Origin of the sequence: Vibrio sp. Isolate34 (assembly GCF_022397915.1) — a bacterium.
In the GTDB taxonomy this organism is placed as follows: domain Bacteria; phylum Pseudomonadota; class Gammaproteobacteria; order Enterobacterales; family Vibrionaceae; genus Vibrio.
Genome location: NZ_JAKEUO010000021.1, coordinates 32,886 through 46,077 on the forward strand (window position 1 = coordinate 32,886; position 13,192 = coordinate 46,077).

Sequence of the window (13,192 nt, forward strand, 5' to 3'; positions counted from 1 at the left end):
CCAAAAAAGATCCATGATCTCGTTGATCATTTTCGATTTATCCACAGACCACATCGATCCTAATAATAGATCTAATAAAAGATCTCCTTAAAGATCTTATCTATATTAATTAAAAACAGCTTTCTCGAAAAATTCCAAAAACGTTTTCTCAGGCTATGAAAACAGGTAGAATATCGCTCCTTTTTATCAGTCTAGAAAACGTTTGAATACCTGAGGTCGGTTCATGCTTTATCACGAAAAATTTGACGTCATCGTTGTTGGTGGTGGCCATGCAGGAACGGAAGCCGCACTCGCATCTGCACGTACTGGTCAAAGTACGTTATTACTTACTCATAATATCGATACATTAGGACAAATGTCTTGTAACCCAGCCATTGGCGGGATCGGTAAGGGCCACTTGGTAAAAGAGGTCGATGCAATGGGTGGATTAATGGCGCAAGCTATTGATCATGCAGGTATTCAGTTCAGAACATTGAACGCATCAAAAGGCCCTGCGGTTCGTGCTACTCGTGCACAAGCTGACCGCGCGCTTTACAAAGCGTTTGTTCGTAACGTTCTTGAAAACACACCAAACCTGACTTTGTTCCAACAGTCGGTTGATGATTTGATCGTTGAACAGGATCAAGTGGTGGGTGTGGTGACACAGATGGGCCTTAAGTTCCGCGCAGATGCTGTGGTATTGACTGTAGGCACATTCCTAGGCGGAAAGATCCATATTGGTATGGAGAGTTCTTCTGGTGGTCGTGCGGGTGATCCACCATCGATCGCACTGGCTGACCGTCTTCGTGATCTTCCATTCCGAGTTGATCGCCTGAAAACAGGTACACCGCCACGTATCGATGCTCGTAGCGTTGATTTTTCTGAGCTTGAAGTTCAGCACGGTGATAACCCAACCCCTGTTTTCTCGTTCATGGGTAGCCGAGCGCAACAGCCTCGTCAAATCCCGTGTTACATCACGCATACCAACGAAAATACGCACGACGTTATTCGTGCCAACCTAGATCGCAGCCCAATGTACGCGGGTGTGATTGAAGGCATTGGCCCTCGTTACTGTCCTTCGATTGAAGATAAAGTGATGCGTTTTGCTGATAAGAACAGTCACCAAATCTTTATTGAGCCTGAAGGTCTAACGACACATGAGCTATACCCGAACGGTATCTCAACCAGTCTGCCGTTTGATGTACAGGTTCAAATTGTTCGCTCAATGAAGGGGTTCGAAAATGCTCACATCGTGCGTCCTGGCTACGCAATTGAGTATGATTTCTTTGATCCTCGTGACCTAAAGCTGACTTACGAAACCAAGTTTATCAAGGGTCTGTTCTTTGCTGGCCAAATCAATGGTACAACAGGTTACGAAGAAGCTGCAGCACAAGGCTTAATGGCCGGCCTGAATGCGAGTCTGTTTACGCAAGGCAAAGAAGGCTGGAGCCCACGTCGTGACCAAGCTTATATGGGCGTTCTTATTGATGACCTATCAACGATGGGCACTAAAGAACCTTACCGTATGTTTACGTCTCGTGCGGAATACCGTTTGTTGCTTCGCGAAGATAACGCCGATATCCGATTGACTGAGAAGTCTCGTGAACTTGGCCTTGTTGACGATGCACGCTGGGCTCGTTTCAACGAAAAAATGGACAACATGGAGAAGGAACGTCAACGTCTGAAAGAAACTTGGATTAATCCAAAGTCTGAAGACATCGGTGCATTAAACCAGATCCTAAAAACACCAATGTCTCGCGAAGCTAGTGGTGAAGATCTTCTTCGTCGTCCGGAAATGACTTATTCACAGCTCACAGCATTGGATCGTTTTAGCCCTGCATTGGAAGATCAACAAGCGTCTGAGCAAGTTGAGATCCAAGTGAAGTACGAAGGCTACATTCAGCGCCAACAAGACGAAATCGAAAAATCACTGCGTCATGAAAACACCAAACTGCCTGCTGATATCGATTACAGCAAGGTGAAAGGGCTTTCTAACGAAGTGGTTCTAAAACTGACAACCACTAAACCAGACTCTATTGGTATTGCTTCTCGTATTTCAGGTATCACACCTGCAGCAATCTCAATTTTGTTGGTTTACCTGAAAAAGCACGGCCTATTAAAAAAAGGTGAGGAAGCATAATGAGCGCATTACGCGAGAAACTGGATCACCTGATTGGCCAGACTGAATTAGAAGTATCTGAAAAACAACGTGGCCAATTGGTTGGCTACGTTGAGTTACTGAATAAGTGGAACAAGGCGTATAACCTAACGTCAGTTCGTGATCCGCTAGAAATGATGGTGAAACATATCTTAGATAGCATCATTGTTAGCATTCACTTACAAGGTAAGCGCTTTATTGACGTTGGCACGGGCCCTGGTCTTCCTGGGATTCCGCTCTCAATCATGAATCCTGACTGCGAGTTTTACTTGCTAGATAGCTTGGGTAAGCGTATTCGTTTTATCAAACAGGTGATTCATGAACTGGGTATTGACAACGTTGTGCCGGTTCAAAGTCGTGTTGAAGAGTTTCAACCTGAAGAAAAGTTTGATGCAGTGCTCAGTCGTGCATTTGCATCAATGACAGACATGGTAGAGTGGTGTCACCATTTACCTAAAGAGCAATCCGGTGTATTTTTGGCTCTTAAGGGACAACATCCTAGAGACGAAATCGACCTGTTACCTGAATGGTGTTCAGTGACAGACATTAAAGCTTTGCAAGTACCAGAGCTTGATGGAGAGCGTCATCTAGTAACTTTATCGCGTCAGGGATAATCAGCGAGGCCATAGTGGGTAGAATTGTAGCAATTGCCAACCAGAAGGGCGGCGTAGGAAAAACAACAACTTGCATTAATTTAGCAGCATCAATGGCGGCAACAAAACGCAAGATATTGGTTGTTGACCTCGATCCTCAAGGTAATGCCACTATGGCGAGCGGTGTCGACAAATATCAAGTTGAAGCAACTGCTTACGATTTGTTGGTTGAAGATACCCCATTTGATGAGGTAGTTTGCCGAAGTACATCTGGCAACTACGACCTCATCGCCGCTAACGGTGATGTTACTGCGGCAGAAATCAAGCTGATGGAGGTCTTTGCTCGCGAAGTTCGCCTTAAGAATGCACTGGCATCCATTCGCGATAATTATGATTTCATCTTTATTGATTGCCCACCTTCTCTAAATCTTCTTACAATTAACGCGATGGCTGCGGCCGACTCCGTGTTAGTTCCAATGCAATGTGAATACTTTGCTCTGGAAGGTTTGACTGCGTTGATGGATACCATCAGTAAGCTCGCTGCGGTTGTTAACGAGAACCTGAAGATCGAAGGTCTTCTGCGTACTATGTATGATCCTCGAAACCGCTTATCGAACGAAGTATCTGATCAACTCAAAAAACACTTCGGTAGCAAAGTCTACCGAACTGTGATCCCTAGAAATGTGCGTCTGGCAGAAGCGCCAAGTCATGGCAAGCCAGCAATGTACTACGACAAATATTCCGCTGGTGCTAAAGCATATCTTGCTCTGGCAGGCGAAATGTTGCGTCGTGAAGAAGTCCCAGTATAGGTCTAACCAAAGGAATTCGCTCAATGTCTAAGCGTGGTTTAGGAAAGGGGCTAGATGCATTGCTTGCAACTAGCTCGTTGGCTCGTGAAAAACAGCAAGTTGCTTCTCATAGTCAGGCGTTGTCTGCTGATGGAGAGCTAACAGAACTGGCTGTTGGTTGCTTAAAGCCAGGTGTTTATCAACCGCGTAAGGATATTGCGCCTGAAGCACTAGAAGAACTAGCCGCTTCAATCCAGTCTCAAGGCATTATTCAGCCAATCGTAGTACGCCCTTTAGCGCACGACCAGTTTGAGATTATCGCTGGTGAACGTCGTTGGAGAGCGGCTCGTCAAGCTGGCCTAAAACAAGTGCCATGTCTGATCAAGCGAGTGGAAGACAAAGCCGCGATTGCGATGGCATTGATCGAGAATATTCAGCGTGAAGACCTGAATGTTATCGAAGAATCACAAGCGCTAGAGCGTCTACAGAACGAATTTGAACTGACGCATCAACAAGTCGCTGATGTGATCGGTAAATCAAGAGCAACGGTTAGTAACTTATTACGTCTAAATCAGCTCGAAAATGAAGTAAAAGGTTTAGTTTCTAATAAACAACTGGAAATGGGGCATGCTCGAGCACTGCTTGCGCTAGAGGGTGATATCCAGGTTGAAGCTGCGAATACAGCGGCAACCAAAAAAATGACCGTGCGTCAAACTGAGCAACTTGTCAAAAAGTGCTTAAAACCAGACGTTGAACCTGAATCGAAGCCTGAAGATACAGAAGCTATCGAACTTTCACGAAGACTCACGGAAAAATTGCAAGCAAACGTTTCAGTTACTCGTTCTGTTAGCGGTAAGTCAAAAGTGACAATTACTCTTGATGAGCCTCACAAATTAGAGCAACTTATTGCTAAACTAGAGTACTAAATGAGATAATTGATTTAGGTCAATTATGTAATAAATAAGTAATTTCGTACAAAAGTTGTAGGTTTGTATACAAAAATGTAAATGATTGCTGCATTGTTATTGCAATCAATTTGGCTGAACGTATAATTTTCGCCAATTTCTCAGCACGCTTTTAAGCGAGTAGTAAAGAAGGCTTAAAAGAGGAACGAATACATGGTAGCGGCGTTAGCAAGACCAGGACGAGTGCTTGCAAAGCAAATGTTATTGATCGAGCTTAGCGCGGTTATATTAGTGGCGATAGGGTTAGGTTTAGCTGTTAATCCTGATTGGGGTTTTGCTGCATTAATCGGTGGCGGTATTTTTGTCATCGCGAATGTAGTTTTTTGTGTGTGTGCTTTCCTATTTTGTGGAGCTCGCGCAACTAAGTTAGTTGCGGCGTCGTTCTATGCAGGCGAAGCGCTAAAAATCCTTATCACAGTTCTACTATTCTCTATTGTCTACATGTATATGCAGGTGGAATTAGTTCCCCTCAAACTGACCTATTTACTGGTTCTAGGTATTAATATCTTTGCGCCAGTGCTTTTCATTAACAATAAAAAATAGGATGAGTTATGGCTGCGCCAACAGCATCCGGATACATTGACCACCATTTACAAAACCTTTCTTTAGCTAAGTTTGGTCTTGTAGAGGAAACAAGTTTCTGGAACGTACATATAGACAGTCTGTTTTTTTCGGTGTTGACCGGGGTGTTATTCCTTTGGGTTTTTCGCTCCGTCGCTAAGAAAGCAACAGTAGGTGTACCTGGTAAGCTTCAGTGTTTTGTTGAAATGGTCGTTGAATTCGTTGACAGCAACGTTAAAGATACTTTCCATGGACGTAACCCTCTGATTGCTCCATTAGCACTGACTATATTTTGCTGGATTATTTTAATGAACTTGATGGACTTAGTGCCAATCGATTTCTTACCATATCCTGCAGAGCATTGGCTAGGTATCCCTTACTTGAAAGTGGTTCCTTCAGCTGATGTAAATATAACCATGTCAATGGCCTTAGGCGTTTTTGCTCTGATGATCTACTACAGCATCAAAGTTAAAGGTCTAGGTGGGTTTGCCAAAGAACTTGCTTTACATCCATTTAATCACCCGATCATGATTCCGTTTAATCTACTGATTGAAGTGGTCTCGCTATTAGCGAAGCCTTTGTCACTTGGTATGCGTTTATTCGGTAATATGTTTGCAGGTGAGGTTGTATTCATTCTTTGTGCGGCAATGTTACCGTGGTACTTACAATGGGTAGGTTCACTACCTTGGGCTATCTTCCATATCTTGGTTATTTTGATTCAAGCATTTGTTTTCATGATGTTAACAATTGTTTACTTATCAATGGCCCATGAAGATGGCGATCACTAAAATTTTTTTAAGCTTTATTCTTACTATTAATGTTAATCGGAGAACGTAAATGGAAACTGTACTGAGTTTTTCAGCAATCGCTGTTGCTATTATTGTTGGTCTTTGTGCCGTAGGTACTGCAATTGGTTTTGCTATTCTTGGTGGTAAATTCCTAGAGGGCGCTGCGCGTCAACCTGAAATGGCTCCTATGCTACAAGTTAAGATGTTCATCATCGCTGGTCTACTGGATGCTGTTCCAATGATCGGTATCGTAATCGCACTACTATTCACGTTTGCTAACCCATTTGTTGGTCAACTAGCAGGCTAATTAACTCTCAATAGTTAATTAAATTTTTGTAGTTGATTCTTAACGAGGGGTAGCTGTTGTGAATATGAACGCAACTCTGTTAGGTCAAGCAATTGCTTTTTCACTTTTTGTTTGGTTCTGCATGAAATATGTATGGCCACCAATCATGCAAGCAATTGAAGAGCGTCAGAAGAAAATTGCTGACGGTCTAGTAGCCGCTGAACGCGCTGCTAAAGACTTGAACCTGGCACAAGCCAACGCTTCTGAGCAAATGAAAGAAGCAAAGCGCACTGCAACTGAGGTTATTGAACAGGCAAACAAACGCAAAGCTCAAATTATTGATGAAGCTCGCGAAGAGGCTCAGGCAGAACGCCAGAAGATCTTAGCGCAAGCTGAAGCAGAAATTGAAGCTGAGCGCACACGTGCCCGTGATGACCTGCGCAAACAAGTCGCAACTCTGGCTATAGCTGGTGCTGAGAAAATCCTTGAACGTACTATCGATAAAGATGTACACGATGATCTTCTTAACAACATTACTGCAAAACTTTAAAGCAAGGGGCTGTATATGTCTGATTTGACTACAATCGCACGCCCCTATGCTAAAGCAGCGTTTGACTTTGCGGTAGATAAAGGTGAGCTAGACCAATGGGGTCAGATGCTTACTTTTGCTGCCGAAGTGGCACAAAATGATGATGTTCATAATTTATTAAGCGGTTCTATGACTGCTGAAAAATTAGCTGAAGTATTCATTGTAATTTGTGGCGAACAATTTGATGAATTCGGCCAAAACTTAATTAAAGTGATGGCAGAGAACGGCCGCTTAATGGCTTTTCCTGATGTTTGCAAAGAGTTCTTTATACTCAAAAAAGAGTATGAGAAAGAGATCGACGTTGAAGTGACTTCAGCAGTTGAACTTTCTGAAGAACAACGCGCAGATATCAGCAGCAAATTGGAACAGCGCTTAGCGCGCAAAGTTCAGCTGAATTGCAGTATAGATGAGACTCTACTTAGTGGAGTTATTATTCGAGCCGGAGACCTAGTCATCGATAACTCAGCGCGCAGTCGTTTAGACCGCCTGAGCGATGCATTGCAGTCTTAATGGGGATTGGAGCATGCAACTTAATTCCACTGAAATTAGCGATCTAATTAAACAACGTATTGAATCATTCGACGTTGTTAGTGAAGCTCGCAATGAAGGTACTATCGTTTCGGTAAGCGATGGCATCCTTAGCATTCACGGCCTAGCGGACGTGATGCAAGGTGAAATGATTGAACTACCGGGTGGCCGTTACGCGCTAGCACTTAACTTGAACCGTGATTCGGTTGGTGCTGTTGTAATGGGCCCATATGCTGACCTACAGGAAGGCATGAAAGTTACAGGTACTGGCCGCATTCTTGAAGTGCCAGTAGGTCCAGAACTACTTGGTCGTGTTGTAAACACACTAGGTGAGCCAATTGATGGCAAAGGTCCTATCGAAGCGAAACTGACTTCGCCTGTAGAAGTAATTGCACCAGGTGTAATCGACCGTAAATCGGTAGACCAACCTGTACAAACTGGTTACAAGTCTGTTGACTCAATGATCCCAATCGGTCGTGGTCAACGTGAACTAGTAATCGGTGACCGTCAAACTGGTAAAACAGCGATGGCGATCGATGCGATTATTAACCAAAAAGATTCAGGTATTTTCTCTATCTACGTAGCAATCGGTCAGAAAGCATCGACTATCGCTAACGTAGTTCGCAAACTAGAAGAGCACGGCGCGCTAGCTAACACTATCGTTGTTGTTGCATCAGCTTCTGAATCTGCAGCGCTACAATACCTAGCGCCATACGCAGGTTGTGCGATGGGTGAATACTTCCGTGATCGCGGTGAAGATGCACTGATTGTTTATGATGATCTATCTAAGCAAGCTGTAGCTTACCGTCAGATCTCGCTACTACTTAAGCGTCCACCTGGTCGTGAAGCGTTCCCTGGTGATGTTTTCTACCTTCACTCTCGTCTACTAGAGCGTGCTGCTCGTGTAAGCGAACACTACGTAGAAACATTCACTAACGGTGAAGTGAAAGGCAAGACTGGTTCTTTAACTGCTCTTCCTATCATCGAAACGCAAGCTGGTGACGTATCTGCATTCGTACCGACGAACGTAATCTCGATTACCGATGGTCAGATCTTCCTACAAACTGAGCTATTCAACGCGGGCGTACGTCCAGCTGTTGACCCAGGTATCTCAGTATCTCGTGTAGGTGGTTCAGCGCAGACTAAAATCATCAAGAAGCTATCTGGCGGTATCCGTACAGCTCTAGCACAGTACCGTGAACTTGCGGCATTCGCACAGTTCTCGTCTGACCTTGATGAAGCGACTAAGAAGCAGCTAGACCATGGTCAAAAAGTTACAGAGCTAATGAAGCAGAAGCAATACGCTCCTATGTCTGTATTTGACCAAGCACTTGTAATCTTCGCTGCAGAGCGTGGTTACCTTCAAGACGTAGAGCTTGCTAAGCTTCTAGACTTTGAAGCTGCTTTACTGTCGTTTGCTCGCGGTCAATATGGCGATCTAGCTACACAGATCGACACAACGGGTGCTTACAACAATGATATCGAAGCTGAGCTGAAGAAGCTTGTTGACGATTTCAAAGCAACCCAGACCTGGTAATTGGTGGGTGGCCTTCGGGTCACCTCATACCATTAACGGAGAGTAACGATGGCCGGCGCAAAAGAGATACGTAATAAAATCGGTAGTGTTAAAAGCACACAGAAGATTACGAAAGCAATGGAAATGGTAGCAGCTTCAAAAATGCGTCGTTCTCAAGACGCAATGGAAGCTACTCGTCCATATGCAGAAACAATGCGTAAAGTGATCGGTCATTTGGCTAACGGTAGCCTTGAGTATAAGCATCCTTATCTTGAGGAACGTGAAGCCAAACGTGTTGGTTACATCATCGTTTCTACAGACCGTGGTCTTTGTGGTGGTTTGAACATTAACTTGTTCAAGAAAGCCATGAACGACATGAAAGATTGGTCTGAGAAAGGTGCTGACGTTGAACTGGCAATTATCGGTTCAAAAGCAACAGCATTTTTCAACAACAGCGGCGCGAAAGTAGCAGCTCAAGTTTCTGGCCTAGGCGATAGCCCTAGTCTTGAAGACTTAATCGGCTCTGTAAGCGTAATGCTAAAGAAATATGATGAAGGTGAATTGGATCGCCTGTTCGTAGTGTTCAACAAGTTTGAAAACACTATGGTACAAGAACCAACGATCGATCAATTACTTCCTTTGCCTAAATCAGATAGCGAAGACATGAAACGCGATCATGCTTGGGACTACATTTATGAGCCTGAGCCAAAACCACTACTAGATGCACTATTGGTTCGTTACGTCGAATCTCAAGTGTACCAAGGTGTGGTAGAGAACCTTGCTTGTGAGCAAGCGGCTCGAATGATTGCAATGAAAGCTGCAACCGACAACGCTAGCGACCTAATCGATGATTTAGAGCTTGTGTACAACAAGGCGCGTCAAGCGGCTATTACACAAGAACTTTCTGAAATCGTTTCAGGCGCAGCAGCGGTTTAATCGCTTATTCGTTTTAAGCTTAGGTAAAACTAAATAGTTAGAGGATTAACGATGGCTACAGGTAAGATCGTACAGATCATCGGTGCGGTAGTCGACGTAGAGTTCCCACAGGGCGAAGTACCTCGTGTATACGATGCTCTGAATGTTAATGAAGTGAAAGAGCGTCTAGTTCTTGAAGTTCAGCAACAACTTGGCGGTGGCGTAGTTCGCGCAATCGTAATGGGTAGCTCTGATGGTTTACGTCGTGGTTTGACAGTTGAAAATACTGGCGCTCCAATCTCAGTACCAGTAGGTACTAAGACCTTAGGTCGTATCATGAACGTTCTAGGTGACGCGATTGATGAGTGTGGTGAAATCGGTGCAGAAGAGCACTACGCAATTCACCGTGAAGCTCCAAGCTACGAAGAACAGTCTAACGAGACAGCTCTTCTAGAGACGGGTGTTAAGGTAATCGACTTGGTTTGTCCATTCGCTAAGGGTGGTAAAATCGGTCTATTCGGTGGTGCAGGTGTAGGTAAGACCGTTAACATGATGGAACTTATCAACAACATCGCACTTCAACACTCTGGCCTATCTGTATTTGCAGGTGTAGGTGAGCGTACTCGTGAAGGTAACGATTTCTACTTTGAAATGCAGGAAGCAGGCGTTGTAAACGTTGAAAACCCTGAAGAATCTAAAGTAGCGATGGTTTACGGTCAGATGAACGAGCCACCAGGTAACCGTCTACGTGTTGCACTGACTGGTCTAACAATGGCTGAGCGTTTCCGTGACGAAGGTCGTGACGTTCTACTATTCGTAGATAACATCTACCGTTACACGCTTGCAGGTACTGAGGTATCAGCACTTCTAGGCCGTATGCCTTCTGCGGTAGGTTACCAACCTACTCTTGCAGAAGAAATGGGTGTTCTACAAGAGCGTATCACGTCAACTAAGCAAGGTTCTATCACGTCTGTACAGGCGGTATACGTACCTGCGGATGACTTGACTGACCCGTCTCCAGCAACAACGTTCGCGCACTTGGATGCAACGGTTGTACTTAACCGTAACATCGCAGCTATGGGTCTATACCCAGCGATCGACCCGCTAGATTCTACATCTCGCCAACTGGATCCATTGGTAGTTGGACAAGAGCACTACGACATCGCTCGTGGCGTTCAGTCTACACTTCAGCGCTATAAAGAGCTGAAAGATATCATTGCTATCCTAGGTATGGACGAGCTATCTGAAGAAGATAAGCAAGTAGTATCTCGTGCTCGTAAGATTGAGAAGTTCCTTACTCAGCCTTACCACGTAGCGGAAGTATTTACTGGTGACCCAGGTGTTTACGTACCTCTAAAAGAGACTCTACGTGGCTTCCAAGGTCTACTATCTGGTGAATACGATGACATTCCAGAGCAAGCGTTCATGTACTGCGGTACTATCGACGAAGCTATTGAGAATGCTAAGAAGCTATAAGGCTAACTAGGAGGCGATATGGCAGCAATAACCTTTCACCTAGACGTAGTAAGTGCAGAGAAAAAGCTTTTCTCTGGTCTTGTTGAGACGTTTCAGGTGACCGGTAGTGAGGGTGAGCTTGGTATTTTCCATGGTCATACTCCACTGCTGACCGCTATCAAGCCTGGTATGGTGCGTATTGTTAAGCAGCACGGCCACGAAGAAATCATTTATGTTTCTGGTGGTATGGTAGAAGTTCAGCCTGGTACAGCGACTGTACTGGCTGATACAGCTATCCGTGGTGAAGAACTAGACGCAGCAAAGGCGGAAGAAGCTAAGCGCAAGGCTGTGGAGAATATCCAAAATCAGCATGGCGACATAGACTTCGCACAAGCGGCCGGTGAACTGGCTAAAGCCATTGCTCAGTTACGAGTTATCGAACTGACAAAACAGCGCCGCTAATCTTTTATAAGATTATTGGTTCTGATCTAAAGGCGACCCTTGGGTCGCCTTTTTGTTTTTTTGCATTCTCATAATTGTTCGTTTACGTATCGCTACCGATTAAATGGTTATTACGATTTAAGTTTTTGCCTCAAAACGGTTACAATATCAGCTTAATAAAAATTACGTCGGATAGGTTTACAATGAAGTTTAGCGCGGTAATTCTTGCAGCGGGCAAAGGTACTCGCATGTACTCAAACACACCAAAAGTTCTGCATACTCTTGCAGGTAAACCAATGGTGAAGCATGTGATCGATACCTGTAATGGTCTAGGCGCTCAAAATATCCACTTGGTTTACGGCCATGGTGGTGATCAGATGAAGGCTACTTTGGCTGAGGAATCGGTAAATTGGGCTCTGCAAGCTGAGCAGCTAGGCACCGGTCACGCGGTTGATCAGGCATCAGCGCACTTTGCTGATGATGAGAAAGTACTGGTGCTTTACGGTGATGTTCCTCTTATTTCGCCTGAAACTATTGAAAACCTATTAGACGCTCAACCAAACGGTGGTATTGCACTACTTACCGTTGTACTGGACAACCCAATGGGCTACGGCCGTATTATTCGTCGTAATGGTCCAGTAGTGGCGATCGTTGAACAAAAAGATGCAACGGATGAGCAGAAGCTTATCAAAGAGATCAACACTGGTGTTATGGTAGCGACGGGTGGCGATCTTAAGCGTTGGTTATCAGGTCTAAGCAATGACAACGCGCAAGGTGAATACTACCTGACTGACGTTATTGCAGCCGCTCACGACGAAGGTCGTGCGGTAGAGGCTGTACACCCTGTAAGTCCAATTGAGGTTGAAGGCGTTAACGACCGTTCTCAACTGGCTCGTTTAGAGCGTGCTTACCAAGCTGAGCAAGCAGACAAGTTATTGAAGCAGGGCGTTATGCTACGCGATCCAAGTCGCTTTGACTTACGCGGTGAACTTCAGTGTGGTATGGATGTTGAGATTGATACCAACGTTATCATCGAAGGTAGCGTAAGTATTGGCGATAACGTGGTTATTGGCACAGGCTGTGTATTGAAAGACTGTGAGATTGATGACAACACCATTGTTCGTCCATACAGCGTCATTGAAGGTGCTACGGTTGGTGAAGACTGTACTGTTGGTCCTTTCACTCGTCTACGTCCGGGTGCGGATATGCGTAACAATTCACACGTCGGCAACTTCGTAGAAGTGAAGAATACTCGTCTTGGTGAGGGTTCTAAAGCGAACCACCTAACATACCTCGGTGATGCTGAAATTGGTCAGCGCGTAAACGTAGGTGCGGGTGCGATTACTTGTAACTACGACGGTGCAAACAAATTTAAGACTATCATTGGCGATGACGTATTTGTTGGTTCAGATAGCCAATTAATCGCTCCTGTTACCATTGGCAACGGCGCGACTGTTGGTGCTGGCTCTACGGTAACACGCGATGTTTCTGACAATGAACTGGTTATCAGCCGTGCGAAAGAGCGCAAGATTGCTAACTGGCAGCGCCCAGTTAAGAAAAAGTAGCCTCACAATTATTGTTTGAATTAAAGAGAGCCAGTAGCATTGTTACTGGCTTTTTCTTAGCGATG

14 protein-coding genes are annotated in these 13,192 nt (G+C 44.7%); all 14 read left to right on the forward strand.

Annotation, left to right across the window (positions count from 1 at the left end; genetic code table 11):
* Positions 1-223: 223 nt before the first annotated feature.
* The 14 genes from mnmG (at position 224) to glmU (ending at position 13,127) form a co-directional block, all read left to right on the forward strand.
* Complete coding sequence (gene mnmG, locus L1D22_RS18665) at positions 224-2,119, forward strand: tRNA uridine-5-carboxymethylaminomethyl(34) synthesis enzyme MnmG (protein WP_239830823.1); 1,896 nt, start codon at positions 224-226, stop codon at positions 2,117-2,119.
* A complete protein-coding gene (gene rsmG / locus L1D22_RS18670; protein ID WP_239830824.1) occupies positions 2,119-2,751 on the forward strand; it encodes a 16S rRNA (guanine(527)-N(7))-methyltransferase RsmG in 633 nt (210 codons plus the stop codon). Before mnmG ends, rsmG begins: the two co-directional genes overlap by 1 nt.
* A gap of 14 nt (positions 2,752-2,765) precedes the next feature.
* Positions 2,766-3,539 carry a ParA family protein gene (locus L1D22_RS18675; protein ID WP_026084427.1) on the forward strand — a complete coding sequence of 258 codons (774 nt, stop codon included), beginning with the start codon at positions 2,766-2,768 and terminating at the stop codon, positions 3,537-3,539.
* 23 nt (positions 3,540-3,562) lie between these two features.
* Entirely contained in the window at positions 3,563-4,444 is an 882-nt protein-coding gene (locus tag L1D22_RS18680; protein ID WP_239830825.1) for a ParB/RepB/Spo0J family partition protein, read from the forward strand.
* A 192-nt stretch (positions 4,445-4,636) separates the two neighbouring features.
* Complete coding sequence (locus L1D22_RS18685) at positions 4,637-5,026, forward strand: F0F1 ATP synthase subunit I (protein ID WP_017632651.1); 390 nt, start codon at positions 4,637-4,639, stop codon at positions 5,024-5,026.
* Between the two features lie 8 nt (positions 5,027-5,034).
* Positions 5,035-5,832 (forward strand): F0F1 ATP synthase subunit A, encoded by a 798-nt coding sequence (gene atpB / locus L1D22_RS18690; protein ID WP_239830826.1) that lies wholly within the window; start codon positions 5,035-5,037, stop codon positions 5,830-5,832.
* 49 nt (positions 5,833-5,881) lie between these two features.
* Entirely contained in the window at positions 5,882-6,139 is a 258-nt protein-coding gene (atpE, locus tag L1D22_RS18695; RefSeq protein ID WP_004411110.1) for a F0F1 ATP synthase subunit C, read from the forward strand.
* Between the two features lie 58 nt (positions 6,140-6,197).
* Positions 6,198-6,668: a F0F1 ATP synthase subunit B gene (atpF, locus tag L1D22_RS18700; protein WP_128644429.1), complete on the forward strand. Its 471-nt coding sequence runs from the start codon at positions 6,198-6,200 to the stop codon at positions 6,666-6,668.
* Between the two features lie 15 nt (positions 6,669-6,683).
* Positions 6,684-7,217 carry a F0F1 ATP synthase subunit delta gene (atpH, locus tag L1D22_RS18705; protein ID WP_017632648.1) on the forward strand — a complete coding sequence of 178 codons (534 nt, stop codon included), beginning with the start codon at positions 6,684-6,686 and terminating at the stop codon, positions 7,215-7,217.
* A gap of 13 nt (positions 7,218-7,230) precedes the next feature.
* Complete coding sequence (atpA, locus tag L1D22_RS18710) at positions 7,231-8,772, forward strand: F0F1 ATP synthase subunit alpha (RefSeq protein ID WP_008221384.1); 1,542 nt, start codon at positions 7,231-7,233, stop codon at positions 8,770-8,772.
* A 48-nt stretch (positions 8,773-8,820) separates the two neighbouring features.
* A complete protein-coding gene (gene atpG, locus L1D22_RS18715; protein WP_239830827.1) occupies positions 8,821-9,687 on the forward strand; it encodes a F0F1 ATP synthase subunit gamma in 867 nt (288 codons plus the stop codon).
* Between the two features lie 51 nt (positions 9,688-9,738).
* Complete coding sequence (gene atpD, locus L1D22_RS18720; RefSeq protein ID WP_008221380.1) at positions 9,739-11,142, forward strand: F0F1 ATP synthase subunit beta; 1,404 nt, start codon at positions 9,739-9,741, stop codon at positions 11,140-11,142.
* A gap of 18 nt (positions 11,143-11,160) precedes the next feature.
* The gene (locus tag L1D22_RS18725; protein WP_004739296.1) at positions 11,161-11,583 is read left to right on the forward strand and encodes a F0F1 ATP synthase subunit epsilon; all 423 of its coding nucleotides are present in this window, start codon (positions 11,161-11,163) and stop codon (positions 11,581-11,583) included.
* Positions 11,584-11,765: 182 nt separating this feature from the next.
* A complete protein-coding gene (gene glmU, locus L1D22_RS18730) occupies positions 11,766-13,127 on the forward strand; it encodes a bifunctional UDP-N-acetylglucosamine diphosphorylase/glucosamine-1-phosphate N-acetyltransferase GlmU (protein ID WP_239830828.1) in 1,362 nt (453 codons plus the stop codon).
* The last annotated feature ends 65 nt before the right edge of the window (positions 13,128-13,192 follow it).